This window comes from Trebonia sp., from assembly GCF_030042015.1.
Classification (GTDB): domain Bacteria; phylum Actinomycetota; class Actinomycetes; order Streptosporangiales; family Streptosporangiaceae; genus Trebonia.
In genome coordinates, this window is the sequence record NZ_JASIAL010000118.1 from 1 (window position 1) to 25890 (window position 25890).

The following is a 25890-nucleotide window of genomic DNA, read 5'->3' on the forward strand; positions in this document are numbered from 1 at the left end:
CCATCCTCCTTCACCGGGTGGAGCTAACCGCGCGGGGACGGAACGGCGGAAAACGCCCCGCCCCCGTCATCGGTCACGAGCAGCACCGACTGCGACTGCTGGCCGTTGGCGCCGCTGGTGCTCGCCAGCGCCCATCCCGCCTGCGGCGAAGTGAACTGCAGCGGAGGCTCGGGTCCCTCGTTGTCCACGCCTACCCGCCCGAGCGTGCCGCCCACGGCGGCGAACGACAGGTTCGGCTGCACAGAACTCCATGTCGCGCCCGAGTCGGTCGTCGTGTAGACGCGGCCGCCTCCCCAGTACCGCCACTGCGCCGGGCCAAGCACGGCGAACGGCTCGTCACCGGGCACGACGCAGTCCGCGCACACCGCCCCCTCCCCCGTCGCGGCCTGCGGATAGACGGGCTCGCCGCGGAACGGCGCCTGCCGGGCGACCCACGTCCGTCCGCCATCGGCCGTGCTTTCCGTGACCGCGTCGCCCGCGCCCGGCACCGCGAGCAGGACCGCGCGGCCGCCCGCGACCTCGGGCAGGGTCAGGGAGATCCAGGCGCCCGCTGCGGTGCCCGCTGGCCGCGGCAGCGTGACAGGCTGCCAGCTGCTGCCGCCGTCAGTGGTGCGGTAGAGGCTGGTGGCGCCAAGGCCAAGACCCCACCCGGAGGTGGCGGAAGAGAAGATCACGGAGCTCACCGGCGCTGCCGCGGTCGCGACCGTCCAGCGCACGCCGCCGTCGGTCGTGTAGAGGACGACCGACCGTGCCTGGCGCCCAGGCGGCGTGTACGGCTGGACGACGACCCATCCGTCGGACTGGTTGATGAAGCTCACGTCCGCGCCCTGCCAGCCACGGGGAAACAGCGACGCGGGCAGCGTGACCGAACTCCACTCCGTCCCGCCATCTGAGGTTCGGGCGACTTGGAGGCTGTTGACCCGGCTGACGACGATCCATCCCTGCCGAAGGCTCACGAAGTCGATGGCCTCGTAATTGGCCAGCGGGTCACCCGCCCCCGGTACCGCGACCAGTTTCCAGCTGCTGCCGCCATCACCGGTCAGGAACAGGCCGTCACCGTCGAGCACCCACAGCTGACCGGACCTGATCAGGCCAAACGAACCGACCGGGGGGCCGCCGAGGGCGGTCAGCGCATGCCGTCCGGCCGCGAGCGCGACGTCGTACGCGGTCAGCTGGGTATGCGCCTGCCCGCGCCCGGCCTTCCCTGCGCCCGCCTGCGGGCCGGCGGACGCCAGCAACCCGGCCGCCAACGCGAGCAGGGCGATCACTGCCGCCACGGAGGCGATCCGTATCCGGCGGCGGCGCCGCACACGCCTGGTCAGGTCGGCGCCAGACGGCGGCTCGCCGACCGGAATGGCCGCCGCCAGGTCCAGCACGGCGCGAGCGCTGTCGGTCATGGCCTGTCCGTCCCGTCACTGTCCGACCCGTTGAGCTTGCCCCTCAGGCTGTCCCGCGCGGCATGCAAGGTGGCGGCGACGGTGCCCGGCGCCACGCCCATGATCTTGGCCACCTGGTCCTGCGGCATGTCCGCCACGTAATGCAGCACGATCGCGGTGCGCTGGCGCGGCGGCAGCGACCGGACGGCCTCCCAGAGGTACAGCCGATCTTCGGGAATCGGAGGCGGCGGCGGCTCGCGCCGCGCGATCAACTGCTCGATACGCGCCCGTTGCTGGCGGCGTCGCAGGACGTTAAGCGCCACCGTGTACGCCCAGCCGGCGGGCGACGCCATCGCCGCGACGCGGCCCCAGTTCGCGAGCGCCCGGGTGAAGGCCTCGGCCGCCGCGTCGGCGGCGATCTCGGCATCCCCGCTGACCAGGGTGAGCACGCGCACCATGTTGGGATACTCGCCGCGGTACCACGCCTCGAACGGCGTCAGGCCGCCAGCGGACCCTACCCGCGACCGCTCGTCACCAGTGCCCGCATCATCCATCGCTGATCCAACCGGCGCCAACACCTGCGCGCAGCTCGCCGCCAACACCTCTGCGCAGATAAGTCAGGACCCGGCCGGTTTCTTTATCGGGGAATGGCTCAGGACCAGAAAACGTCCGCGGCGTACGGATCGCCCGACCGGTGCCAGGCCTCGGCGAGCTTGCCGTCCTTGACCCGGAGGATCACGGCGTCGAACGTATCGAGGTGCCGGCCATTCCGTTCGGCCCGCGAGCGGAACAGAGCCACCGCGTGGCGGTCATTGGCGAGCACGTCCTGCAACTCGATGTCGACGGTTCCGTCGGAGAGCTGGAACGCCCGGCCCAGGTAGCCCAGGACCTGCTCTATGCCGGTGTACTCGCCGCCTAGCGGGTTCTTGCCAGGGACGTGCCACACGATGCCTTGCGCGAAGAACTGGCTCTGCAGCGTGTCGAGGTCGCCTTTGCGGAACGCCTCGAATCCCCCGCGTACGAGATCCTCATTCGCATGCGCCATCGCCGCTCTCCCGTCCGTAGCCCATACCATCGTGACCTCGGCTGGCCGACTCGTCAATCGGATCAGGGGCCGAAGCCGGCGCCCAGGCTGCGGTGCAGGTAGGCCACGGTCGCCTGTTCCAGGTCCGCGGGCCAGTTCGCGCCCGTTGCGCCGGCCAGGGCCCGGCCGCGCCTGATGAACTCGGCGGCGACCCGACGGTCGAACTCGATCACCGCGTCGCGCCGCGCCGCGAGCGGCGGCAGCGACTCAAGGAACGTGCGCTGTTCCGCGGTCAGGTAGCGGTTCAGCCGCTTGTTCCCATCGGACTTGCGCACGCCGTTCTCGGCCAGCATGAGCGGCACCAGGCCCAGGTCACGCCGCATGACCGCGCCGTTGGACGCGAGCAGGATCTCGCCGCGGCCCAGCACGACGGCCAGGTTGCCGAGCAGGTAGAAGTAGACATCGACGCTGCCTGCCGGGAAATAAGGCGGGCCGTGCACGTCAGCGGGCGCGACGGGCTCGGCAGGCAGAATCCCGGCGCGATCGAGCAACGGCCGCATCGGGCCGGTCTTGTGCGGATCGAGGCGCGCCAGCGGATGGAAGACGATGTCGAAATGCACCCATTCAGGGGTGATGACATATCCCCCGATCAGGCCGGGAATCGGCGACGCGAGCACGACCGGGCTGATCCGCCTGGCCAGGTCTGTCCAGTGCTGCCTGAACCAGTCGGCGCTGTCGTCGCTGATGGCGCAGTGCAGGTCTATGTCGCTGAACTCATCGGCCGTGCCCGCCGCGAAACTGCCCGCCAGCCAGGCCGCCAGGATTCTCTCGTCGGCCGATACGGCTTCGGTTGCCCGCTCGATAAGCCTGGACTGCTCACCGGTGGGAGCGAGCCGGCTGGCCGCCTCAGCCTTGGCGATGTCCGGATCCGGCATGGTGTTCATGCTACTGGCGGACCGCCAGCGCGAGGCAGGATGGCCTGGGCTGGGGCAGACGGCGGGGTTCGTTCTGGAGGACGAGGGAGAGAACGGCCTGCGGGCCCGCGGGCGGCTGCGGCGGGAAGCCGGGCAGGACCGGCGCCGGTCACTTGCCTGCCTCGCGGAACGCGCCGGGGCGGAGCGGGGTGCCAAGCACCTGGCGGACGAGGTTGCGGTGGGCGGCATGGAGGGTGCGGACGGCCGCCGGCGTGATGCCGGGCTTGACGGGCGCGCGGCCGCCTCGCGGGCGCCCGGGCTGGACCGGAATCCACAGGTGACCGGGATCGCTGCCCTCGAGCTCGGCGATGATGGCCGCGCGGGCGGCGAGCCACCGGCCGAGGATCGCCACTGTCACGTCGCTCAGCGGGCACGAGCCCCCGGGGAGCTCGACTCGTGCGTCGCCGTCGCCGTCCAGGTGCAGGGCCCGGATTTTGAGGCGGGCGAGCTCGGGGACGTTCGTGTCGGTGTCGGCGACCAGCGCGGCGACGGCCGCGGTGCGCAGCACCGCCGCCTGCTCGCCGTAGAACGGCCTGCTGGCCGCCAGCTCGCGGAGCAGGCGCTTGGTATCCCTGGGGGTCAGCCGGTAGCCGACCGCGGGCGGCCGGGTGTCAAGCCGGTCCGGCAGGCCGAGGAACTCGGCGAAGGCGTTGTAGGAGTGGATGCGCGCGCGCATCGAATTGGGGTAGGCGGCGGCATCGCGGCCGCGCAGCGGGGTCCTGGTGCGGGTCTTCCCCGCGGCCGCGTCGGACAGCCACGCGGCGGCCCGCGCGGGGTCCAGCAGCTCCCCCGCCGTGAGGTCGGTGGTGTCGGCCGCTTGGCTGGCGTGGCGCAGGTACTCGCCGAGGAAATGCCTGCGAAGACGCCGCGTGCTGACAGCGAATCCGTGTTCGGCCAGGTGGCCGATGAACTTGTCGATGGCTTCGTGTGCCGGCGTGCTGGTGGCGAGAACTGGCATATAGATAGAATATTTGTTCGGATAGGAGATGGCAAGCGCCCTCCCTCGGCGTGTTTCTCGCGTGTCTTCTGGAGCGCGGCAGCGGGGGCGCCGGCGCTTCTTGCTGTTATCAGCTCTGGCCCGCCTCTTGCTGTTATCAGGCCCGCGAACGCCGTCGGCCCCGGATACGCCCTGGACAGGGCCTGGACAGGGCCTGGTAGAGCGAGCAATCCTGGCAGATGTGAGCATCGGCGGGTCGCTGTCCGAGGCACGGCACAGGGAAGGGCTGACCGTGGCTGATGTCAGCGCGCGCACTCGCATCAGGGAGGGCCTGATCCGCGCCATCGAGCAGGATGAGTTCGGCAGCTGCGGTGGCGACTTCTACGCGCGCGGCCACATCCGCGCGATCGCCGCGGCCGTGGGCACGGATCCGCGGCCGCTGATCAGCGAGTACGACACCGCGCACCTGCCCGGCGGCCCGGCCGCGGGCCTGCCCGCGAGCCAACAACCCGCGAGCCCGGCCACGCGGGAGGACCTGCGCTGGGAGCCGCCGCGCCGCCCGCGGCGCCGGCGTGGCGGGTGGCTGGTCCCGATCGCGATGCTCGTCTGCCTCGCCCTGATCGGATACGTCGCGATCCGGCTCACTTCCGGACCCGGGGGCGGTTCCCAGCCGTCCGCCGCGGCTCCCAGCCGGACGGCGGCACGGACTCCCGTCGCATCGGGCAGCCCGCGATCGAACCCGCGCTTCGGGACGGCATCCAAACCGGCCAGTCCCGCCCGGACGGCGGTGCCGCTGATCAAGATCACGCCGGTCAGCGCCGTGGCGTTCGGCCCAAGCGGCACATCCGATGGCGACAACCCGCAGACCGCCTCGCTGGCGCTGTCGGGCGATCCGGCCACGCCGTGGCACACCGACTGGTACGCGACCGCGCGGTTCGGCAACGTGCAGGCAGGCACGGGCCTGCTGCTCGACCTGGGCCGGACCGTGCGGGCCGCGAGCGTGTCCATCCAGCTGGGCAGCACGCCAGGCGCCGACCTCCAGCTGCGCGCCGGGACAGCCGTCGCGGACCTGCACGTGGTGGCGAGCGCGGCGAACGCCGGCGGCGCGCTTCGGCTGCCGCTGGCCTCGCACCCCTACATCCGGTACGTCCTCATCTGGTTCACGCTGCTGCCACCGGACGCGGCTGGCACCTACCAGGCGGACGTCTCCAGCGTGACCGTGACGGGATCCGCCGCCTAGGCGTGATCGGCAACGGACGCGTGCGGGCGCTAGCCAGCCGAGCGGATGGCGGGGAACAGATCGATCCCGTGATCTGCCGCGTGCGCGACGAGCAGCCGGCTGACGAGTTCTGACAGCGCGTCGCGATCAGCCGGCGGCAGGCGCTCAAGCAGCAGCCAGACATCTGCCGCGAAGCGGGCCGCGCCCTCGGCGGCGAGCGCCCGGCCGTGGTCGGTGAGGCTGACCAGCACCGCCCGCCGGTCCGTCGCCGACGGAACGCGCTCGACGAGGCCGCGGCGCTGCGCGCGGTCGACCAGCCCGGTGACGCTCGACTTGTCCAGGTCCAGGAGCCTTGCCAGCTCGTTCATCGTCGGCGTGCGGTCCCGCAGCACGCCGAGCAGGCGCATCTGGACGATCGAGAGATCCCGCTCCCCCGCCCTGCGCTCGAGAATCCCCTGGATCAGGAACGAGAGCTGCGCCAGTCCGTCGACGGCGCTCAGCCGAGCTTCCACGCCCGCAGTGTACTTGATTTAGTACGCGCCACCAACTAAATTAGTACGTGCCACCAACTAAATGGGTTCGGCAGCACTCAGACAGGAGGACCGCAGCCATGGCAACCATGAACGCCGCCGTCGTGACCTCGTTCGGCGAGCCGCCGCGTTACCAGCGGTTCGAGGTTCCGCAGCCGGCCGGCGACCAGGAGATCCTCGTCGACGTGCTCGCCGTCGGCCTGCACCCGCGCGTGCGGACCGGGGCTGCCGGAGCCCACTACACCAGCACGGGGACGCTGCCCATGATCCCCGGCGTCGACGGGGTAGGCCGCCTGCCGGACGGCCGGCTGATCTACTTCGCGACCGACGACGACGTCATCGGCACGATGGCGGACAAGGCGGTCGTCGACGTGCGGCGCGCCGTCGAGCTGCCCGGCGACGCCGACGTCGCGAAGATCGCCGCCGCGATGAACCCGGCGATGTCGTCGTGGGTCGCGCTGCGGCGCCGGGTCCCGCTCGAGCCCGGCCAGAGCGTCTTCGTGCTCGGCGCCACAGGGAACGCGGGAACGATGGCCGTCCAAGTCGCCAGGCGGCTCGGTGCCGGGCGGGTGATCGGCGCCGGGCGCGATCGTAAGCGGCTCGCCGCGCTCACCTTTCTTGGCGCCGACGAGGTGGTCCCGCTGACCGCCGACCGTGACGCGACGGACCTAGCGCTCGGCACCGCGGCAGGCGAGGCCGACATCGTCATCGACTACCTGTGGGGCAAGCCGGCCCAGCAGGCCATGATGGCGCTGCTGACCGCGCGCGCGGATCGCAGCCGGGCGCTGAACTGGATCCAGGTCGGCGCGATAGCCGGCCCGACGATGGAGCTGCCCTCTGTCGTGCTGCGCTCAGCGAACCTCCGCCTGCAGGGCACCGGACAGGGCGCCGTCTCGGCCGCGGCCTACCTGGCCGAGTTGCCCTCGCTCATCGAGGAGATCGACGCCGGCACGATCGAGGTCAAGCCGAACACGGTACCCCTGGCGGACGTGACGGCGATCTGGAACCGGCCGGACGCGCCGGGCGAGCGCACCGTGCTCGTGCCGTAGCGGGAAAGGCCTCAAGCGAAGCGACCGCGCAGCCTCATGCGGTTACCAGGGCGCGGTGCAGGACACGGCCTTGCTCGTTCCCGACCGCACGCAGGACCGCGCGAGCGTTCCCGGGCCGTCGGGCACGGTGTTGACCGTGTAGCTCGCCGTTTCTGCGAACTTGGCGGGCAGCGTGTAGCTGGCGGACACGGTGCTCCATGTCTTGCCGCCATTGCGCGAGTCCTGCAGGTACATGGTGCACGTGGTCTTCAGCGAGAGCCCGACGACGTCGGCGCCCGCCCGGGATGACGCGTTCTTGGCGACGGTGGAGCCGAACAGGGCGGTGCCGCAGTAGCCGGCGGCCGGGACTATCGTTGTCTCCTTCGTGTAGGCCACGGTCTCGGGCCCGCCGACCGGCTTGCCGGTGCCCTTGGCCAGCGAGATCGCCTTGCCGCAGTGCGGGGCTGCCTTCGCGCCGAGGGCGACGCAGGCACGCGCCTCGAAGCCCGGCCCGTCGTAGTAATTGCCCGTCTTCGCGTCGGTGATGTCCCCCGCGACGGCCGGCACGGTGAGCGCGGGCGCGATGACCGTCCAGGACTTCCCCTTGTCTGCGGACCTCTCGAGTTTCACCACGCACGGGGCGCCCGCGTAGATGTTCGACCCTATCGCCGCGACGTAGGCGGGCGCGCCGGCCGAGACCTGCGTCGAGTACAGGCCCGTCGAGCAGCCGTGACCACCATTGGCGACGCTAGGAGCCGGGTACTGCTCGGTGCCGAGCACGACGAAATACGGTGCGCTGGCGGCGAGTGCGGGCACCGCGGCGCCGCCGAGCACGAGGCCGGACGCGGCCGTGACCGCCACCGCGAGACCGGCAATCCGCGCAGTGCTCCGCGACATCGCTTTCCCTCCTGATCAGAAAGAACGCAGCCACCTCAGCGTCAGCATGAAACTACCGCAATGCGTTTATTCCGTATAGATCACAAAATTCCGGTACAGCCTGGCCCGGGCACAGCGTGGCCGGCGACGCTCGACGCCGCCGCGACGGCTGGTGCGCAAGTTTTCACCGAAGTGAGTCCCGGCCTCACTTGCGGACGGCGGGTCTCCTCGCTTAAGGTAAAGCCCGCTTAGGTAAGGCTAACCTTAGTTGGGAGTGAGCGGTCATCCCGTACCAACGAACGCTGACACTGGCGGCCCTGGCACTGCTGGCCGTCACCGCCGTTACCGCCGTCACCGCCTGCGGGTCCTCGACCGCGAGCTCATCGACGTCCATCCTCGGCTCGGCCCTCCAGCAGGATTGTACGGCCGTCGCCGATGTGCTCTCCGACGGCCCGGATCCGGGCGCGGATGCCGTCGGGTACGCGCAGGCGCAGGTCCTGCAGCTGCGGCAGCTCAAGATCGGCGACGCCGCGCTCGAGCGCGCGGTGCTCGCGCTGGCCACCGCCTACCAGCAGTTCAGCTCGGGGAGCGGCGCGGGCGGCAGCACCGCCAGCGCGGCGGTCACCAAGGCCGCGGCCGCGGTCAACGCGATCTGCCCGCAGGCGGCGTCATGACCGCCCCCCGTCGCCGCGTCCGGCGCCTTGCCGCCGCGCTGGGCGTGACGCTCGCCGCCGTGCTGGCCGCCGGCACGCTCGCCGCCTGCGGCACCGCGCTCGGCGGGGCGTCGTCGGGGGCGGACTCGATCACGCTGTACAGCGGCCAGCATGAGCAGACCACCCAGTCGCTGGTGAACGCGTTCGAGCTGCAGACCGGCATCAAGGTGAACGTCCGCTACAACGACGAGGACAGCTTCGTCGACGAGATCCTGGCCGAACAGGCGCACCCGATCGCCGACGTCTTCTACACGGAGAACTCCCCTGCCCTGGAGGCCCTGCAGGAGAAGGGGCTGCTGGCGCCCGTCGATCCCTCGACGCTGGCCAGGACCCCCGCCAAGTACAACTCCCCGCAAGCGGACTGGGTCGGGGTATCGGCGCGGGTCAGCGTGCTGATCTACAACCCGTCGCTGATCAGCAAGTCCGAGCTGCCCACCACGGTGCTGCAGCTCGCGGACCCCAGGTACAAGGGAAAGCTCGCGTTCGCGGCCGGCGAGACCGACTTCCAGCCGATCGTCACCGCGGTCGCCCGCGCCTACGGCCAGGCGCAGGCACTGTCCTGGCTTGACGGCATCAAGGCCAACGCCGGCGCGCACATCTACCCGGACAACGAGACGATCGCCGACGAGGTCAACCGCGGCGCGGTGGCCTTCGGGGTGGTCAACCAGTACTACTGGTACCGGATGAAGGCCGAGCTCGGCGCGTCCAACGTCCACTCGGAGATCACCTACTTCGCCCCGCACGACCCCGGCTACGTGGTCGACGTCTCGGGCGCGGCCATCCTCAAGTCCTCCAAGCATCAGGCGCTGGCGCAGAGGTTCCTCGCCTTCCTGGTGTCCAAGGCCGGGCAGGAGATCATCGCGCACTCGATCAGCTACGAGTACCCGCTCGACGACGGCGTGACGACGGCGGCCCCGGAAACACCGTTCAGCCAGCTCCAGCCGTACCCGATCAGCATCGCCGAACTCGGCGACGGCTCCACCGCGATCGCGCTGCTGTCCAAGGCCGGGCTGCTGTGACCGGGGCCGGGACGGCAGGGACCGCAGTTCTCGCCAGGGAGCTGGCGAGTCGCCCGCGGCCGCGGCGGACACGGCCGTCCGGGCTGCTGCCGGTCAGCCTGCTCGTCGCGGCCGTGCTCGTGGTTCCGCTGGCGTTCCTGCTCATCGAGGCTCAGGGGGCCGGCGTCGGAAAGGTCGCCAGCCTGATCGACCGCTCGCTGACCGCCCAGCTGCTGTGGAACACCGTCCGGCTCAGCGCCGTCGTCACGGCCCTGTGCGCGGTCATCGGGACCGGCGCGGCGTGGCTGACGGAGCGCACCGACCTGCCAGGCCGGCGCGTGTGGGCCGTGCTGCTCGTGGTGCCGCTGGCGATCCCGGACTTCGTCGTGTCGTTCGGCTGGGCGTCGCTGAGCAACGCCGTCTCGGGTTTTCGCGGCGCGGTCCTGGTGATGACGCTGGCGGTCTACCCGCTGGTGTACCTGCCGGTGGCCGCCAGCTTGCGCAACGCCGACCCCGCCCAGGAGGAAGTGGCCCGCAGCCTGGGCGCGGGCCGGCTGAAGACCTTCTGGCGCGTCACGATCGGCCAGTCGAAGGTCGCCATCCTCGGCGGCTGCCTGCTTGTCATCATGGTCATGCTCGCCGAGTACGGCGCATTCGAGATACTCGGCTACCAGACCTTCACGACCGAGATCTTCACCGAGTTTTCCCTCTCGTTCAACGTGCCCGCCGCCTGCGCGCTCTCGCTCGTGCTGATCGCCATCGGCCTGGCCGTGCTGGCCGCCGAGTGGGCCGGCCAGGGGCGCGGGCGGGGCCGCGTCAGCCGGGTCAGCCGGACGGCGCAGCGCGTCACTCCCCGCTACCACCTTGGCCCGTGGGCAGTGCCCGCGCTTGCGCTGGTCGGCGCGCTCGTCCTGCTGGCGCTCGGTGTCCCGGTCGGGTCGGCGGCCTACTGGTGGGCCACCGGCACCCAGCAGCCGTTCGCCGGCGTCTCGCTGCTTGACGCCACCTATTACACCGCCGTCTACAGCGGCTGCGCCGCGGCGCTCGCCACGCTGATGGCGCTGCCGGTGGCCATCCTCGTCGTCCGCCGCGGCGGCCGCGCGGCCCGCCTGCTTGAGCGCAGCACCTACCTGGTGCTGGCCATGCCGGGCCTGGTCATCGCCCTGTCGCTGTCGTACTTCAGCGAACGGTACGGCGACGGCATCGGCTACCAGACGGCGCCGATGCTGATCCTCGCGTACGCGATCATGTTCTTCCCGCTCGCCCTTGTCGGAGTGCGCGCGTCGGTGGCGCAGGCGCCCAGCGGACTGGAGGACGTCGCCAGGACGCTCGGCCAGCGGCCGCTCGTGGTGTTCTGGCGGGTGACCAGGCCGCTGGTCACCCCGGGCATGGCCGCCGCGTTCTGCCTGGTGTTCCTGTCCGCGGTCACCGAGCTGACCGCGACGCTGATCCTGGTGCCGACAGGAGTGCAGACGCTCGCCACCCAGTTCTGGAACTACGAGCAGAACCTGGCCTACGGCCAGTGCGCCCCGTTCGCGCTGCTGATGATCGCCATCGCCGCCGTGCCGAGCTACGTGCTCGGCCGCTACTTCGACCGCCTTCCCGCACGGACGGCGCAGAAATGGTCACGGGGTGTGCAAAGTGCCTTTGATCCCGGGGTGGCGGGGGCTACCAGCCGAACGCGGCCGCGGGCTCGCGTCCCGTATCGTTAGCGGCGTGCAGCTCACCGGACGGCGGGCGATCATCGTGGCCGGGGCGGCCGTCGCGGTCATGGCGGCCGGCGGCACGGCGCTCGCGGTCGGCATCCCCACGCCGCCGTCGGCGCGGCCAGGGGCCGCGCCCCCCGCGCCCGCGGGATCGCACGTCGCGACCGTGCCCGCTGCCGGGATCTCCAGTGCCGCGCTGCAGGTGGCCAGCGGCACCGCCCTGCTCTCGGTCGGCGTCGCGAACCTCGGCGGCGCCGGCGGGACGCTGCTGGCAGTCAGCACGCCGCGCGGCGCGCCGCCCCCGCAGGTGCGGGTGGCCGAGGGAGGCGGCACGGCTCGTTCGGGGAAAAATGACTTTATCGTCCTGTCGGCGAGCGGCGGGCCGGGACCGGTCACCGTCACGCTGAACGCGGCCGTCAGCTGGCTGCTCGACTTCGACGGCGGCACCCAGCGCACCGTCGCCGACCTGCGCGGCGGCCGGGTCACGGGGATCTTCATCGGGGCCGGCTCTGATGTCGTCGACCTGACGCTGCCGCGGCCGGGCCGCCAGGTGCCTGTCCAGCTCGCGGGCGGGGCCAGCCAGTTCCTGCTCAGCCTGCCGAGCGGCGTGCCTGTCCGGGTCACCGCCGCGGGGGGCGCAGGCGAGGTGTCGCTCGACGGCACCACGTACACCGGGGTCGGCGGGGGGTCGGTGTTCGCGTCGCCCGGCTGGTCGGCGGGCGCGCCGGGGTTCGACGTCGACGCGACGAGCGGGGCGGCGCTCGTGTCGGTCACCCGGTGGGGCGGCCAGGCCAGCCAGGCAGCCCCGACGGTACCGTTCGGTTCGTGACCAGCTTCCGTCATCCCGGCACCGTCCTGACCGACCACACGTTCCTCGTGCCGCTCGACCACGCCCGCCCGGACGGGGAGCAGATCGAGGTGTTCGCGCGGGAGGTGGTCGCCGCGGGCAAGGCCGGCCGCGCCGACCGCCTGCCGTGGCTGGTGTTCCTGCAGGGCGGCCCCGGGTTCGCGGCGCAGCGGCCGGTCGGCCGGGAGAGCTGGCTGGACCGGGCTCTCGACGACTACCGGGTGCTGCTGGTCGACCAGCGCGGCACCGGCCGGTCGTCGAGGATCACCGCCAGGTCGCTGGCCGGGCTTGGGCCGGGGCGGGCGCAGGCGGAGTACCTGGCGCTGTTCCGGGCCGATGCCATCGTGCTCGACGCCGAGCTGATCCGCCGTGAGCTGGCGGGCGGCGAGCCGTGGAGCGTGCTCGGGCAGAGCTTCGGCGGGTTCTGCGCGGTCACCTACCTGTCGTTCGCGCCGCACGGCATGCGCGAGGCGCTGATCACCGGGGGCCTGCCAGGGCTGGACACCCGCGCCGACGACGTGTACCGGATCACCTACCGGCGGGTGGCGGCGAAGAACGCGGCGCATTACTCGCGCTACCCCGAGGACGAGTCGCGGGCCCGCGCGATCGCGCGCTACCTGGCCGAGCACGCCGTGCGGCTGCCCGGCGGCGCGCCGCTGACCGTCGAGGGGTTCCAGGCGATCGGGGGCATGCTCGGGTCGGGCACCGGCAGCCACGAACTGCACTACCTGCTTGAGAACCCGTTCGACGGCGACGGCGGGCTGTCGGACGCTTTCCTGTGGGATGTCGCCAGGCGGGTCAGCTTCGCCGCCGCGCCGCTGTACGCGGTGCTGCACGAGGCCTGCTACGCGCAGGGCGCGGCCACCGGGTGGGCGGCGCAGCGGGTGCGGGCGGAGTTCCCTGAGTTCGGCGCGGCGGCCGCGCTGGCCGGGGACGCCCCGCTGTACTTCACCGGGGAGATGGTCTACCCGTGGATGGTCGACCTCGACCCGGCGCTGCGACCGCTGCGCGAGGCAGCCGACCTGCTGGCGGCACGGGAGGACTGGCCTGCGCTCTACGACCCGGCCCGGCTGGCGGCCTGCGAGGTGCCCGCGGCGGCCGCGGTGTACTACGACGACATGTACGTGCCGGTGGAGCTGTCAGCGCGGACGGCGGCGCGGATCCGCGGGCTGCGGCCCTGGGTGACCAGCGAGTACGAGCACGACGGGCTGCGGGTCAGCGGCGGCAAGGTGCTCGGCCGGCTGATCGCGATGAACCGCGGCGAGGTGTAAAACAGACATGTCACCTGCCCCAAGACGGGGGGACAGCAAGTGTCATCATCACGGGTCGCCGCCGCTTCGAGTCCGGGGCTGGTCCGCGAGGGGAACGAAGATTCGGCATATGCCGGCCGGTGGCTCTGCGCGGTGGCGGACGGCATGGGCGGGCATGATGCCGGTGATGTCGCGAGCGCTACAGTGATCGACGCGATCCGGCCGTTCGATGTCGCCGCGGATACCGAAGGGCTGACGACCATCCTCGGTGCGGCGATCGGTGCGGCGAACAGGCAGCTCGCTGCCAAGGCCGAGGCCGATCCTGGCCTGGCTAGCATGGGCTCTACCCTGACCGCGATGCTCTGGTCGGGAAGTCACGTGGCCATCGCACACATCGGTGACTCGCGCGCTTACCGGTTGAGGCACCAAGTCCTCAAGCAGATCACCGAAGATCACGTCGTCAGCAACCTTGTGGCCACCCCCATGCCAGAGCCCATCAGCGCGTACCTTGTGCGTTTTCTCGATGCGCGGCCTGGGTGGTCCCCGGACCTTACCCTGCGGTCCGCGGCGCCCGGCGACCGCTATCTGATCTGCTCCGATGGCCTGAGCGCGGTCGTCAGCCCCGGCGCCATCCGCGAGGTGCTGGCCGATGGCGGCGACCTTGACCATGCGGCCGACAGCCTGGTCCGGCTGGCTTATTCCGCTGGTGCGCCGGACAACGTCACAGTGATCGTCGTGGACGTGCCTGACGGCGCCTGGCAGGAGCGGGAGGGCAGCTCCCTGGTCCTGGGTGCCGCGGCCAGACTGGCGGGCAGGGCCTAGCCGCCGTCCTCGGTGTCGTACTCTGACCAGGGCCACGCCGCTGAATCGTCTCGGTGGAGTTCGTGCACGGTCTCGACCCGGTCGCTGGGGATCACGTACTCAGTAACCTCAACCGGCTCGCCGTCGGCGGCGGACCGCCCGACGCGGATTATCTCCAGTACCGGCATGGTCATGGGGATTTGCAACTCCGCTGCCTCGGTCTTGGTGGGCATCCTGGCCCGGTGGTATTCCATCCACGACAACGGGCCGTGTCCCACCTTCTCGATGCGGTATAGCCAGTCCCCCGGGCCTGGTGCCTGCCCGGACACGCCGGGAATGCTGGCGACCCGCGGGTGAATCCACGAGTTGCTTATCTGGAACGGCGGTTCAGCCTCCGGCCCGGTGACGCGATGCCTGAGCAGTACCTCGGTGCCTTCGCGAACCTTAAGCAGCCTGGCGATGCGTGGCTCGTTCAGCTTTTCGGGCTTGGCGGTCGGCGTGATGTGGTGCCGCCAGACTTCCTGCCCCGAAGCGGACGGGAAGCTATAGCCGGGACCGCTCGTCGCGAGGTTCCGCTTGACCAGGTTGCCGCGCATCCGGTGCGGCCGGACCATCCCGTACCGGACGATCGTGCCGCGCTTCGGGACGGCCCAGACCATCCCCTCCGGCTCCAGGATCTCACTGATAGCGCGTGAGATCGTATTCTTGTCCGCGCCATACTCCGCAGCCAGGGCATCCAGCGTGGGCAGGGTGCTCCCCGGTGCCCACTCTCCTGCAAGGATGCGGGTCCGCAGCAACGCAGCGATCTCCGGGTAGCGAGAATTTCTGCCAGGCACTAGAAGCCATCCCTCAACTCAAGTCGAACCTGCCCCCGCACGTTATTTTCCTAAGAGAGTACCTGGCACCGAGCGTGGCTGCGCCCACTCGATCATGTAAGACAGCTTGCATCAAATCTTTTTCCTAAGAGATTGACAACATACGCCGCCGTTGATCTGATTATCTTAGGAGAAAAGAGAACACATGTTGGCGGAACGCAACCCCCATGCGGAGCCTCGCCGACACTCGGAGACGCGCCATCGCTATCCCATGCCTGCCCAAGCCCGGAGACCGGAGGAAGGAATATGACGACCACAGAAGCCGAGCCCACACCCCCAACCACAGCCAACGATAACGGCCCGGCCACCATCCCGTCGTTCCTCGAACTGGAGATCACCCAGTTCTGCCAGCTCCAGTGCGCCCACTGCTACAGCGAAAGCGGTCCCCACGGCGGGCACGGCTCGATGACCACAGAGGACTGGGAACGCGTAATGGACCAAGCTGCCGCTCTCGGCGTGAAGACCGTCCAGTTCATCGGCGGCGAGCCGACCCTCGAGCCCGGCCTACCCCGCCTCGCGCGCCATGCCCTCAGCGTTGGCCTGAAGGTGGACGTCTACACTAACCTCGTGCGCGTCACCCCGGAACTATGGGGGCTATTCGCCCAGCCGAGTGTGTCCATCGGGTTTTCCTGGTATTCCGCGGACCCCGGAAAGCATACCGAGGTCACCGGCAGTCGAGGCAGCCACGCCCGCACCCGAGCCAACATCGCCGAAGCCGTTAAGCAGGGCATCCGCGTTCGCGCCGGGCTCGTTGCGGTGGTCGAGGGACAGGACATCGACGCCGCGATGACCGACCTGCGCTCCCTCGGTGTCACGGCGATGCACGCCGACCGCTCCCGCGGCATTGGGCGCGCGGCTCGTGGCGCTGAGCCTCTCGTCTCGGAACTGTGCGGCCGGTGCGGCAAGGGCCGCGCCGCGATCGGCATGGATGGCCAGCTAACCCCGTGCGTCCTTGGCCGGTTCCTTGTCGCAGGGAACGTGCACGAGACGCCGCTCGGCGACCTCTTCGCTGGACGCGCGTGGCGGGAGATCCTGGCTGTCGTGCCAGAGCGTGACTCCTGCGTCACCTGCTCTCCCGCCGACAGCAACGACTGTGACCCATCCAAGAAGCCCGAGTGAACTGGAAACCATACGCACAGCGTCTCGCCGCCGGGACAACGCACTCGGTATCCCGCTGGCGACCCGCCGTCGCCGCTATTCCCCGGCACGTTTTCATCCCGCGCTGGTGGGCCCGAGTGGCCCCGGGTCTCGGCATGTGGCACGACACCTGGGAAGTCCGCGATGGTCCCGCCGACCCTGAGGCGTGGCTGGAAGCCGCCTACTACGACCAGTCCGTCGTCACGCAGATCGACACGGCACACGCCGACCACGCCGTCTCCGGCGACCAGGCGACAGGGCGCCCGACCTCATCAGCCACGCTGCCCAGCCTGCTCGTGCAGATGTACCGGCACGCCATGATCACCGACGACATGGATATCCTCGACGTCGGAACCGGCAGCGGGTACGGTGCCGCGCTCCTTTCCGCCCGGCTCAGCGACGCGCACGTGGTGAGCATCGACGTCGACGAGTACCTCACCAAAATCGCCGCCGAGCGGCTCGACAAGATAAGCTTCCGTCCCGACGTGCGCGCTGTCGACGCGACCGGACCTCTCCCAGGCACCTACGATCGCATCATCGCCACCGTAGCCGTCCGCCCGATCCCCGCCAGCTGGCTTGCCGCGCTACGTCCTGACGGCCGACTCGTCACCACGATCAGCGGCACCAACCTCATCCTCACCGCCGACAAGACACCCGACGGTGGCGCGACCGGCCGCACCGAATGGGACCGCGCCGGCTTCATGGACGCCCGCACCGGCTCTAGCTGCCGGCATGTGATGCCCGACCGCTTCACAGCCATTCGCGAAGCCGACGGCGACCATGTCGCCAGCAGCCAGCTTCCTGTCATCAACGTCAACCAGGCCTGGGACCTCTACTCCACCTTCGGCATCATGGTGCCTGACGTCGTCCATCACTACGAGGAAGACCCGGATGGCACCCGGACCGCGTGGATACTGCACCCCGACGGTTCCTGGGCACGGGCCACGGCCAAAGGGAACAAGTCACCCGTCATCCATCAGGCTGGCCCACAACGCCTCTGGGACACCCTCGATGACCTTCGCAGCCAATGGCTCTGCGACGGATCCCTCCCGGCCTATGGCGCCAAGGCCAGGATCACCCCAGACGGCACTGTCCATCTGTCCCGTGGCCGCTGGCAGGCAACAATCACAAATTAGCGCGAGGGAGCGCGGACATGGCTGTGGTGTCGGTGGTCTTCGACATCGGTGAGACGCTGCTCGATGACAGCCGGTAGTTCGGCGCCTGGGCGGACTGGCTCGGCGTACCGCGCCACCCGTTCTCCGCTGTGCTTGGCGCGGTGACCGCGGCCGACCGCGCTGCCGCCCGACGATGCGATATGCCCGGTATGCCGGAATCCCGGAACCGGATATTCCGGACAGGGCGATTTTCGGGAAGGAAAATACCGGTCAGGGGCGGCATCTTCCTCCCCGTTATCCTGGCCGCCGGTCACTCCGCCGGGCGGACGACGGTTTCCGCCCGTGCCGCCGCCGGTTCCGCGGTCGCGGGCGCGATCGCGGAACCGGCGGCGCGTGCCTGCCGCGGGTACAGCGGCCCGCGCTTCAGCAGCGTCCCGCACACCACGGCGCCGAGCGCGAAGATGGCCGCCGTCCACCAGAAGCCGACGATATAGCCATGCACGAGCGACTGCTGCACGAGCGCCGGGCTGGGATGGCCGGCAACGATGGTCCGCGGGTTCAGGTGGGACGCCAGGAAGCTCGCGGTGGCGCTGGCCACCAGCGTGTTCAGCAGCGCGGTGCCGATCGAGCCGCCGAGCTGCTGGCCCACGCTGACCGTCGCCGACGCCACGCCCGCGTCGTACGGCGCGACGCCGTACGTGCCGGTGTTCACCGCGGGCGCGATCACCAGCCCGAGGCCGAGCGCGGTCACCAGCAGCGGCCCGAGGATGGCCGACGCGTACCCGGAATGGACGCCGATCCCGGTCAGCCAGACCATGCCGGCCGCCGCGATCAGCATGCCGAGCCCGACCAGCGGCTTGGGACCGGTCCGCGGCATCAGCACGATCTGCCCGACGATGCCGGTGACCATCAGCGTGGCAACCATCGGCAGGTAGGCGAACCCGGTGACGACCGGCGAGTAGCCCAGGCTGGTCTGCAGGTAGTAGGTGACGAACAAGAAGATGCCGAACATGCCGGAGCTGGCGGTGAGCATCGCCAGGTAGGCGCCGCCGCGGTTGCGGTCGAGCACCACCCGGGGCGGCAGCAGCGGCTGCCTCGCGCGCGTCTGCCAGACGGCGAACGCCGCAAGCCCGATGACGCCCGCGACGAGGAAGCCCCACGTCGACGGCGTGTGCCAGCTGTGCGTGGCGGCGTTGCCGAGCCCGTAGACCAGGCAGAACATCGCCCCGCCGACCAGGACGGCGCCGGGCAGGTCAAGCCGCTGACCGCCGCGGGCGGGCTCCCGCCGCAGCAGCACCGTCGCGCCGGCCAGCGCCACCCCGGCGAAGAACAGGTTGACGTACAGGGTCCACCGCCAGGACAGGTACGACGTCAGCGCGCCGCCAAGCAGCAGGCCGACCGCGCTGCCGGCCCCGGCGATCGAGCCGAACACGCCGAACGCCTTGCCGCGGTCCTTGGGATCCTGGAACGTGTTGGTCAGGATCGACAGCGCCGACGGCGCCATGACCGCCGCGAAGCCGCCCTGGCAGGCGCGGGCCGTCACCAGCATGGCAAAGGTGACGGACGCTCCGCCCACGGCGGACACGACCGCGAAGCCGGCCAGGCCGATCATGAATGTGACCTTGCGGCCGAGCAGGTCGGCCAGCCGCCCGCCAAGCAGCAGCAGGCTGCCGAACGTCAGCGCGTACGCCGTCACCACCCACTGCCTGTCCACGGTGGCGAAGTGCAGCGTGTGCTGCGCGGACGGCAGCGCGATGTTCACCACCGTGAGGTCGAGGACGATCATGAGCTGGGCGAGTCCCACGGTCGCCAGGATCAGCCAGCGCCGCGAATCCGGAGCCGCCCGGTGCGTCCCCGTTACCGGTACCGCGTCACGCGGCACGCCGATGTCGGACATCCGGTGCCCCCTGCCTGGATTCGTGATTCTCCATGCCCGAGAGACAGCGCAGCCCGCAGGAGTGTGACATCCCCTGGGCACTTTCTCTTGCGACGATAACACGAACCGGAGATGGTACCTCCGCTCGGGGGTACGCTGCACAGACGCTCCCCCGACGCCGGAATCACCGCCGGGACGCTGCGCGACGACGTCCGCCTCGAAGGCATCGCCGCCACCATAGCTCGCCTGTGACACAAAGCCTGAGACGTCGAACATCCCGGTGAATGTCAGCGGCAGATGGCAAGCTGACCTCATGACCCCGACTGCGATCGATCTGTTCTGCGGGGCTGGCGGCGCGTCTCTAGGGCTGGTGCGGGCCGGCTGGGATCTTCGGCTCGCCACTGATGTTGATCTCGCTTGCGGCTTGACTCACCGGGCCAACCTGCCTGGTGACTTCCTCACCGCGGACCTCCGCGACGTCGACGCGGCCAAGGTGATGAGCGCTGCTGACATCGCGCCCGGTCAGCTCCACCTGCTCTTTGCCGGGCCGCCCTGTCAAGGGTTCTCTATCATCGGGTCGCGCGTTGTCTGGGACACGCGGAACAACCTGTTCCGGGAGGTGCTGCGGCTTGCCTCCCAGCTGCAGCCCCGGTGTGTAGTCATCGAAAACGTGCCCGGCCTGGTCACTCTCGCCGGAGGGGCCTACCTGCAGGCGATCTTGGAGGGGCTCAGCGAGGTAGGGTACGAGGCTGCGTGTGCAGAGCTGCTGGCGGCCCAGTACGGAGCGCCGCAGATGCGCTGGCGGCTGATCATCATCGCCTGGCGTAAGGATCTTGCTATCCCGGCCGGATACGGTTTCCCGCGTCCTTCCGTAGGCAGGGCCAGGATCGGGGACCTGCTGCCAAACTGCACTATCCCGGCGTGGCAATTGGAGGGCTTCGTCACGGCCTTCGAGGCGATCGGTGACCTGCCGCCGGTCGTTGCCGGGGAAGAAACATCGCACTACGTGGGTCCGCCTGTAAGCGCGTACCAGAAGATGATGCGCGCAGGCTTGAACGGCGAGCTGTCTAACCACTACGCGGCACGGCTCTCGCCAGCTAACCTCACCAGGCTGGCCAGCATCAAGCCTGGTCAGGACTGGCGGGACTTGCCGCACGAGTTGCTGCCATCAGGCATGCAACGGGCGCTACGGAAGGACCACACCCGGCGATATCGGCGGATGACATGGGATGGAGTGCCACGCGCCGTGATCACACGATTCCGCGATCCGAAGTCAGGTGAATACACGCACCCGGAGCAGGACCGGACGATAACGATCCGCGAGGCAGCCAGACTTCAGGGCTTTCCCGACAGTTTCGTATTCCACGGTCCTCGAAGCAGCCAGTACGAGCAAGTGGGCAACGCCGTGCCTGCCCAACTGTCCGAAGCTATCGCGTCGGAAATCCGCCGGTGCCTCGACGGTCGGCTAGGCGAACGATTGCACGCGCCTTTCCGCCGCCGTCCCGTGAAGTTTCTTGGTACAAATGGGGAACTAGCTCCCGGCCTGCCGGGGCTATCTGATGTCAGCACCACCAGAAGGGCCGATCTTGAGTCCTGACCGGCAGGTAAAGAGCGCTTCGCAGCCTGACCGTGCGACATCACGGCCCCACATAGCCGAATGGTTCGGGCATAGAGTTTTTCCGACCGTCTCCTATGGTGACACGCCAATTGAGGACCAGGAATCCAAACGCTGCCCGTTCCTGACTCACACCTTGAAGCGCAGCACACTATGCATTAAGGCTGCACCCTCACGCGGCGTCTGCACGATCAGCGCAAGCAGCAACGGCCCGCGGCAAGACTGGCTGGTTTGCCCCTACCGAGCCCTAGACGACGGCCTTCTAAGCGACATGGTCTGCCGTCTGTACGGAATACCGCCGCTTGATCCTGTCCTGATCCGCCCCGTAGTCGCACTCGGCGACGTGGACGGCCGATCGGAGATCCTTAATGCGGTAGGTAGCGGCAGTCGCGTCTTCGTCTATTTCCAAGACAAGCTTGGCGGGGAGATCAGCCTCGCCAAGACTCCGGCATCCCCCGAACTGTCATTCGACATCACCGTCATAGAACTCCTTCCTGTCCATCCGATAGATTCCGTGCCCAGGCCAGATGGGCCCGCCATCGCCAGCGGGAGATACGGCGTGATCGAGCTTCAGACCACGGACACGCACGGTAGCTACACTCATGCGGTTTCAGCGCTTACCAGTGCCCTCGATCTGCATAAGGAGCGCTTCCCTGAGCAGCTCGCGGAGAATCCTGAGTGGGCGAGCCGGAAGGTGGAGGGGCCGAACATATCTAACGTTTTCAAACGTACCTTCTACCAGATCGCCTTCAAGTTCCAGATCACCAGACGAGACACATCGGTCGGATGTGCGCTGGCGCTTCCTCAGCCAGTGTGGGATTCCTGGCAGCCCTTCCTCGGAGGACCAGAACTTCATGAGCAGCCAGACGGGACCTGGCGGCTTCTAGACGACCGTGCTTCCCAGCCGAGCGACTGGATCTATGTCTTTGATATCGACACTCAGCCTGGTGTTGACGGAACACCCGCACCGATCCGGGTGAGCCTGGTTATTGGTACCGACGCAGCCACCCTGAGCAGGGCGGCATTCGAGATAGCCCCGGCAAAAGCTGTCGCACATGGCGGTGAACGTGATGCCGTAGCGGAGGCGATCAGACGCCGTCTCGGACGCTACTTGCAGGAAATCAGCTAAGGGAGTCGGGTCACGAGCCCCGGATGCGGCGGCTGATCTCGGCGGCCGCGGCGACCACCAGCGACGAGATGCGGGCGAAGCCCGCGTCGTCGACCTCGGCGGCGGGGAACGTCACCGCGACGCCGGCCTCCGGGTGGCCGGTGTGGTCGAGCACCGCGGCGGCCACCGACTTCAGGCCGGGGGTCACGTCGCCGTCCTCTGTCGCGTAGCCGCGCTGCCTCACCTCTGCGAGCAGGGCGTGCAGGTCGCGCGGGCCGCGCGGGCCGCGGTCGGTGCGCAGCACGAACGCGCCAGCACCGGGGAACAGCGCGCGGACGTTAGCCGCCGGGAGCGCGGCGAGCATGGCGCGGCCGCTCGCCGTCAGCTGCGCGGGCAGCCGCACCCCCACGTCGGTGACCAGCGGCGCCCGGCCCGGCGCCCGGTCCTCGATCACGTAGAGGACCTCCCTGCCGTGCATGACCGCCAGGTGCGAGCTGTGCCCGGTCGCGTCGGTCAGGTCCGACAGCGGCACCCGGGCGAGCCGCTGCAGCGGCGCCTGGCGGACGTAGCCGGTGGCGAGCTCGTAGGCGCTGACGCCGAGCCCGTAGCGGCGGTCGTCGGCCAGGTGCACGACGAAGCCCGCGGCGATCAGCTCGGCCAGCAGGTGGTAGGCGGTCGAGCGGGGCAGCCCGAGGTCGCGCGCGATCGCGCTGGCGGGCACCGGCCGCGGCTGGCGGGACAAATACCGCAGGATCGCCAGCACCTGGCGCGCGGCGGGGACGTCGCTCACACTGTCTTGGATACCAGACAGTACGAGGCAGGCGGGTCTGGCGCCGGCCGCCGTCGTGGGATGCCATGGAAGGCGTGGACACCAGCACCAGCACCGCCGAAGGCACGGTCGTCGTGGGCACCGGCCCGCTGAGCTTCTCCGACGTCATAACCGTCGCCCGGCACGGCGCGCCCGTCGAGCTCTCGGCGCAAGCAGCGGACGAGATCACCGCCAGCCGCAAGGTCATCGAGGCGCTCGCCGCGGACGAGCAGCCGCACTACGGGGTCTCCACCGGCTTCGGCGCGCTGGCGACCAGGCACATCCCCGTGCCGCTGCGCGCCCACCTGCAGCGCAGCCTGATCCGCTCGCACGCGGCCGGGTCTGGCGCGGAGGTGGAGACCGAGGTGATCAGGGCGCTGCTGCTGCTGCGGCTGTCCACGCTGGCCACCGGCCGCACGGGGGTGCGCCTGGAGGTGGCGCGCACCTATGCGGCGATGCTCAACGCGGGTATCACCCCGGTCGTGCATGAGTACGGTTCGCTCGGCTGCTCCGGCGACCTGGCCCCGCTCGCGCACTGCGCGCTCGCCGCGATGGGCGAGGGCACGGTGCGGATCGCCGCCGCCGGCGTCACCGGCCCGCGGCTGCCCGCCGCCACGGCGCTCGCCGGCGCCGGGATCGAGCCGCTGCAGCTCGCGGAGAAGGAAGGCCTGGCGCTGATCAACGGCACCGACGGCATGTGCGGCATGCTGGTGCTCGCCGCGGCGGACCTGCGGCTGCTGCTGACGACCGCCGACATCGCCGCCGCGATGAGCGTCGAGGCGCAGCTTGGCACCGACGCGGTGTTCGCCGCCGACCTGCAGGCGCTGCGCCCGCATCCCGGCCAGGCCGCCAGCGCCGCGAACCTGCGCGCCCTGCTGGCGAACTCCGCGATCATGGCCAGCCACCGGCACCCGAACGTCTGCACCCGGGTGCAGGACGCCTACTCGCTGCGCTGCTCGCCGCAGGTGCACGGCGCGGCCCGCGACACGCTGGCGCACGCCGAGACCGTGGCCGGCCGGGAGCTTGCCGCGGCGATCGACAACCCCGTGGTCACGCCCGACGGGCGGGTGGAGAGCAACGGCAACTTCCACGGCGCGCCGGTCGGCTACGTGCTCGACTTCCTCGCGATCGCGGTCGCCGACCTCGCCTCGATCGCCGAGCGGCGCACCGACCGCTTCCTCGACGTGGCACGCAGCCACGGGCTGCCGGCGTTCCTGGCCGACGACCCCGGCGTGGACTCCGGGCACATGATCGCCCAGTACACCCAGGCCGCGATCGTGAGCGAGCTCAAGCGGCTGGCCGCCCCGGCCTCGGTCGACTCGATCCCGTCCAGCGCGATGCAGGAGGACCACGTGTCGATGGGCTGGTCGGCGGCGCGCAAGCTGCGCCGCGCCGTCGACGGCCTGACCCGCGTGCTCGCGATCGAGGTGCTGACCGCCGCCCGCGCGCTCGACCTGCGCGCGCCGGTCTCCCCCGCGCCCGCGACGGCGGCCGTGGTCGCCGGCCTGCGGGCGACCGTGGCCGGACCGGGCCCCGACCGCTTCCTCGGCCCGCAGATCGAGGCGGCCGTGGAGTACGTCGCGACCGGCGGCGCCGTGCGCGCCGCGCAAGCAGTCACCGGGCCGCTTGAGTAGGCCGGGATCGTTCGGAATAAAAGCATGTGAAAGGAGCTGGACAGGCATGGAAGGCGCCCGCCCCGTCCGCGCACCGCGCGGCACCACGCTGACCGCCCGGTCGTGGCAGACCGAGGCACCGCTGCGGATGCTGATGAACAACCTCGACCCCGAGGTGGCCGAACGGCCCGGCGACCTCGTCGTCTACGGCGGCACCGGCCGGGCGGCGCGCAGCTGGGCCGCGTTCGACGCCATGGTCGCCACGCTGACGACGCTGGGCGAGGACGAGACCATGCTCGTCCAGTCAGGCAAGCCGGTCGGCGTCGTGCGCACGCACGAGTGGGCGCCGCGGGTGCTGATCGCGAACTCGAACCTGGTGCCCGACTGGGCGACGTGGCCGGAGTTCCGCCGCCTTGAGCACGCGGGGCTGACCATGTACGGGCAGATGACCGCGGGGTCGTGGATCTACATCGGCACCCAGGGCATCCTGCAGGGCACCTACGAGACGTTCGCCGCCGTGGCGGCCAGGCGGTTTAACGGCACGCTGGCCGGCACGCTCACCGTGACCGGCGGCTGCGGCGGGATGGGCGGCGCGCAGCCGCTCGCCGTGACGCTGAACGGCGGCGCCTGCCTGGTCGTCGACGTGGACCCGGCCCGGCTGGCGCGGCGGGTCGCGACGCGCTACCTCGACGTGGTGGCCGACGACTTCGACGACGCGATCGCCCGCTGCGCGGCGGCCAGGAAGGACCGGCGGGCGCTGTCGGTCGGCCTCGTGGGCAACTGCGCGGTCGTGCTGCCCGAGCTGCTGCGCCGCGGCGTCGAGGTCGACATCGTCACCGACCAGACGTCGGCGCACGACCCGCTGTCCTACCTGCCGGTGGGGGTGGAGCTGGCCGACTGGCACGACTACGCCGACAAGAAACCACAAGAATTCACCGAACGATCCCGGGCGTCTATGGCGCGCCACGTCGCTGCCATGGTCGGCTTCCTCGACGCGGGCGCCGAGGTCTTCGACTACGGCAACTCGATCCGCGACGAGGCGCGGCTCGGCGGCTTCGCGCGGGCGTTCGCGTTCCCCGGCTTCGTGCCCGCCTACATCCGGCCGCTGTTCGCCGAGGGGAAGGGCCCGTTCCGGTGGGCGGCGCTGTCCGGCGATCCGGCGGACATCCGGGCCACCGACGAGGCGGTGCTCTCGCTGTTTCCTGACAACGACCACCTGCACCGCTGGATCAGGGCCGCTTCGGAACGGGTAGCGTTTCAGGGGCTGCCTGCCCGGATCTGCTGGCTCGGCTACGGCGAGCGGGACAAGGCGGGCCTTGAGTTCAACGCCTGGTCGCCGCGGGGAAGGTGTCGGCGCCGATCGTCATCGGCCGCGACCACCTGGACGCCGGCTCGGTGGCGTCCCCCTACCGGGAGACCGAGTCGATGGCCGACGGGTCTGACGCGATCGCGGACTGGCCGCTG

General features: G+C 70.2%; 23 protein-coding genes and 1 pseudogene. 14 read left to right on the forward strand and 10 right to left on the reverse strand.

The features are described 5' to 3' along the window. Positions 1-23: 23 nt before the first annotated feature. The 5 genes from Q1N79_RS05870 to Q1N79_RS05890 all read right to left on the reverse strand — a co-directional run bounded on the left by Q1N79_RS05870 (position 24) and on the right by Q1N79_RS05890 (position 4332). The gene (locus tag Q1N79_RS05870) at positions 24-1397 is read right to left on the reverse strand and encodes a hypothetical protein (protein WP_300605382.1); all 1374 of its coding nucleotides are present in this window, start codon (positions 1395-1397) and stop codon (positions 24-26) included. Continuing rightward, complete coding sequence (locus Q1N79_RS05875) at positions 1394-1930, reverse strand: sigma-70 family RNA polymerase sigma factor (protein WP_300605383.1); 537 nt, start codon at positions 1928-1930, stop codon at positions 1394-1396. The genes Q1N79_RS05870 and Q1N79_RS05875 overlap by 4 nt, the downstream gene beginning before the upstream one ends. Before the next feature lie 98 nt (positions 1931-2028). After that, the gene (locus Q1N79_RS05880; protein ID WP_300605384.1) at positions 2029-2421 is read right to left on the reverse strand and encodes a nuclear transport factor 2 family protein; all 393 of its coding nucleotides are present in this window, start codon (positions 2419-2421) and stop codon (positions 2029-2031) included. A gap of 62 nt (positions 2422-2483) precedes the next feature. Continuing rightward, positions 2484-3335, reverse strand: a complete 852-nt coding sequence (locus tag Q1N79_RS05885; protein ID WP_300605385.1) for a hypothetical protein — start codon at positions 3333-3335, stop codon at positions 2484-2486. A gap of 148 nt (positions 3336-3483) precedes the next feature. Further along, positions 3484-4332 carry a hypothetical protein gene (locus tag Q1N79_RS05890; RefSeq protein ID WP_300605386.1) on the reverse strand — a complete coding sequence of 283 codons (849 nt, stop codon included), beginning with the start codon at positions 4330-4332 and terminating at the stop codon, positions 3484-3486. 220 nt (positions 4333-4552) lie between these two features. Here Q1N79_RS05890 and Q1N79_RS05895 point away from each other — a divergent pair, with 220 nt between their 5' ends. Continuing rightward, a complete protein-coding gene (locus Q1N79_RS05895) occupies positions 4553-5551 on the forward strand; it encodes a helix-turn-helix domain-containing protein (protein ID WP_300605387.1) in 999 nt (332 codons plus the stop codon). A 29-nt stretch (positions 5552-5580) separates the two neighbouring features. Here the strand turns inward: Q1N79_RS05895 and Q1N79_RS05900 are convergent, their stop codons facing one another. Further along, on the reverse strand, positions 5581-6042 hold the full coding sequence (locus Q1N79_RS05900) for a MarR family transcriptional regulator (RefSeq protein WP_300605388.1): 462 nt from the start codon (positions 6040-6042) through the stop codon (positions 5581-5583). 98 nt (positions 6043-6140) lie between these two features. Between Q1N79_RS05900 and Q1N79_RS05905 the strand changes: the two genes are divergently transcribed. Further along, positions 6141-7109 (forward strand): zinc-binding alcohol dehydrogenase family protein, encoded by a 969-nt coding sequence (locus tag Q1N79_RS05905; RefSeq protein WP_300605389.1) that lies wholly within the window; start codon positions 6141-6143, stop codon positions 7107-7109. A gap of 42 nt (positions 7110-7151) precedes the next feature. Here the strand turns inward: Q1N79_RS05905 and Q1N79_RS05910 are convergent, their stop codons facing one another. After that, a complete protein-coding gene (locus Q1N79_RS05910; protein ID WP_300605390.1) occupies positions 7152-7985 on the reverse strand; it encodes a hypothetical protein in 834 nt (277 codons plus the stop codon). A gap of 416 nt (positions 7986-8401) precedes the next feature. Between Q1N79_RS05910 and Q1N79_RS05915 the strand changes: the two genes are divergently transcribed. Genes Q1N79_RS05915 through Q1N79_RS05940 form a run of 6 tightly spaced genes read left to right on the forward strand, consistent with a single transcriptional unit; the run spans position 8402 to position 14300 of the window. Beyond that, positions 8402-8638: a hypothetical protein gene (locus Q1N79_RS05915; RefSeq protein WP_300605391.1), complete on the forward strand. Its 237-nt coding sequence runs from the start codon at positions 8402-8404 to the stop codon at positions 8636-8638. Next, positions 8635-9696 carry an extracellular solute-binding protein gene (locus Q1N79_RS05920; protein WP_300605392.1) on the forward strand — a complete coding sequence of 354 codons (1062 nt, stop codon included), beginning with the start codon at positions 8635-8637 and terminating at the stop codon, positions 9694-9696. Before Q1N79_RS05915 ends, Q1N79_RS05920 begins: the two co-directional genes overlap by 4 nt. Further along, positions 9693-11387, forward strand: coding sequence for an iron ABC transporter permease (locus Q1N79_RS05925; protein WP_300605393.1), 1695 nt, complete (start codon positions 9693-9695; stop codon positions 11385-11387). Before Q1N79_RS05920 ends, Q1N79_RS05925 begins: the two co-directional genes overlap by 4 nt. 4 nt (positions 11388-11391) lie before the next feature. After that, the gene (locus Q1N79_RS05930; RefSeq protein WP_300605394.1) at positions 11392-12210 is read left to right on the forward strand and encodes a hypothetical protein; all 819 of its coding nucleotides are present in this window, start codon (positions 11392-11394) and stop codon (positions 12208-12210) included. After that, a complete protein-coding gene (locus tag Q1N79_RS05935) occupies positions 12207-13499 on the forward strand; it encodes an alpha/beta fold hydrolase (RefSeq protein ID WP_300605395.1) in 1293 nt (430 codons plus the stop codon). Before Q1N79_RS05930 ends, Q1N79_RS05935 begins: the two co-directional genes overlap by 4 nt. Before the next feature lie 39 nt (positions 13500-13538). Then, positions 13539-14300, forward strand: coding sequence for a protein phosphatase 2C domain-containing protein (locus tag Q1N79_RS05940; protein WP_300605396.1), 762 nt, complete (start codon positions 13539-13541; stop codon positions 14298-14300). Here Q1N79_RS05940 and Q1N79_RS05945 read toward each other — a convergent pair. Continuing rightward, positions 14297-15115: a GntR family transcriptional regulator gene (locus Q1N79_RS05945; RefSeq protein WP_300605397.1), complete on the reverse strand. Its 819-nt coding sequence runs from the start codon at positions 15113-15115 to the stop codon at positions 14297-14299. The two genes, Q1N79_RS05940 and Q1N79_RS05945, sit on opposite strands and share 4 nt — an antisense overlap. Positions 15116-15400: 285 nt before the next feature. Here Q1N79_RS05945 and Q1N79_RS05950 point away from each other — a divergent pair, with 285 nt between their 5' ends. Both Q1N79_RS05950 and Q1N79_RS05955 read left to right on the forward strand, forming a co-directional pair. Further along, on the forward strand, positions 15401-16273 hold the full coding sequence (locus Q1N79_RS05950; protein WP_300605398.1) for a radical SAM protein: 873 nt from the start codon (positions 15401-15403) through the stop codon (positions 16271-16273). A 134-nt stretch (positions 16274-16407) separates the two neighbouring features. Next, positions 16408-17427, forward strand: a complete 1020-nt coding sequence (locus Q1N79_RS05955) for a methyltransferase domain-containing protein (protein WP_300605399.1) — start codon at positions 16408-16410, stop codon at positions 17425-17427. Positions 17428-17716: 289 nt separating this feature from the next. On the opposite strand, the gene Q1N79_RS05965 is transcribed toward Q1N79_RS05955, so the two are convergent. Then, positions 17717-19303 carry an MFS transporter gene (locus Q1N79_RS05965; RefSeq protein ID WP_300605400.1) on the reverse strand — a complete coding sequence of 529 codons (1587 nt, stop codon included), beginning with the start codon at positions 19301-19303 and terminating at the stop codon, positions 17717-17719. 292 nt (positions 19304-19595) lie between these two features. Between Q1N79_RS05965 and Q1N79_RS05970 the strand changes: the two genes are divergently transcribed. Beyond that, positions 19596-20879 (forward strand): DNA cytosine methyltransferase, encoded by a 1284-nt coding sequence (locus tag Q1N79_RS05970; protein WP_300605401.1) that lies wholly within the window; start codon positions 19596-19598, stop codon positions 20877-20879. Positions 20880-21168: 289 nt separating this feature from the next. Continuing rightward, positions 21169-22026, forward strand: coding sequence for a hypothetical protein (locus tag Q1N79_RS05975; protein ID WP_300605402.1), 858 nt, complete (start codon positions 21169-21171; stop codon positions 22024-22026). A gap of 10 nt (positions 22027-22036) precedes the next feature. Here the strand turns inward: Q1N79_RS05975 and Q1N79_RS05980 are convergent, their stop codons facing one another. Continuing rightward, positions 22037-22795, reverse strand: a complete 759-nt coding sequence (locus Q1N79_RS05980; RefSeq protein ID WP_300605403.1) for an IclR family transcriptional regulator — start codon at positions 22793-22795, stop codon at positions 22037-22039. 74 nt (positions 22796-22869) lie between these two features. Between Q1N79_RS05980 and hutH the strand changes: the two genes are divergently transcribed. Together hutH and Q1N79_RS05990 are read left to right on the forward strand one after the other, a co-directional pair. Beyond that, on the forward strand, positions 22870-24447 hold the full coding sequence (gene hutH / locus Q1N79_RS05985) for a histidine ammonia-lyase (protein WP_300605404.1): 1578 nt from the start codon (positions 22870-22872) through the stop codon (positions 24445-24447). A 46-nt stretch (positions 24448-24493) separates the two neighbouring features. Next, positions 24494-25890 (forward strand): annotated as a pseudogene (locus Q1N79_RS05990) (urocanate hydratase); the annotation flags it as partial.

Coding starts and splice junctions, on each gene's coding strand:
- Q1N79_RS05870 (WP_300605382.1), bottom strand. CDS start 1,397: ATGACCGACAGCGCTCGCGCCGTGCTGGACCTGGCGGCGGCCATTCCG.
- Q1N79_RS05875 (WP_300605383.1), bottom strand. CDS start 1,930: ATGGATGATGCGGGCACTGGTGACGAGCGGTCGCGGGTAGGGTCCGCT.
- Q1N79_RS05880 (WP_300605384.1), bottom strand. CDS start 2,421: ATGGCGCATGCGAATGAGGATCTCGTACGCGGGGGATTCGAGGCGTTC.
- Q1N79_RS05885 (WP_300605385.1), bottom strand. CDS start 3,335: ATGCCGGATCCGGACATCGCCAAGGCTGAGGCGGCCAGCCGGCTCGCT.
- Q1N79_RS05890 (WP_300605386.1), bottom strand. CDS start 4,332: ATGCCAGTTCTCGCCACCAGCACGCCGGCACACGAAGCCATCGACAAG.
- Q1N79_RS05905 (WP_300605389.1), top strand. CDS start 6,141: ATGGCAACCATGAACGCCGCCGTCGTGACCTCGTTCGGCGAGCCGCCG.
- Q1N79_RS05910 (WP_300605390.1), bottom strand. CDS start 7,985: ATGTCGCGGAGCACTGCGCGGATTGCCGGTCTCGCGGTGGCGGTCACG.
- Q1N79_RS05920 (WP_300605392.1), top strand. CDS start 8,635: ATGACCGCCCCCCGTCGCCGCGTCCGGCGCCTTGCCGCCGCGCTGGGC.
- Q1N79_RS05950 (WP_300605398.1), top strand. CDS start 15,401: ATGACGACCACAGAAGCCGAGCCCACACCCCCAACCACAGCCAACGAT.
- Q1N79_RS05955 (WP_300605399.1), top strand. CDS start 16,408: ATGTGGCACGACACCTGGGAAGTCCGCGATGGTCCCGCCGACCCTGAG.
- Q1N79_RS05965 (WP_300605400.1), bottom strand. CDS start 19,303: ATGTCCGACATCGGCGTGCCGCGTGACGCGGTACCGGTAACGGGGACG.
- Q1N79_RS05970 (WP_300605401.1), top strand. CDS start 19,596: ATGACCCCGACTGCGATCGATCTGTTCTGCGGGGCTGGCGGCGCGTCT.
- Q1N79_RS05975 (WP_300605402.1), top strand. CDS start 21,169: ATGGTCTGCCGTCTGTACGGAATACCGCCGCTTGATCCTGTCCTGATC.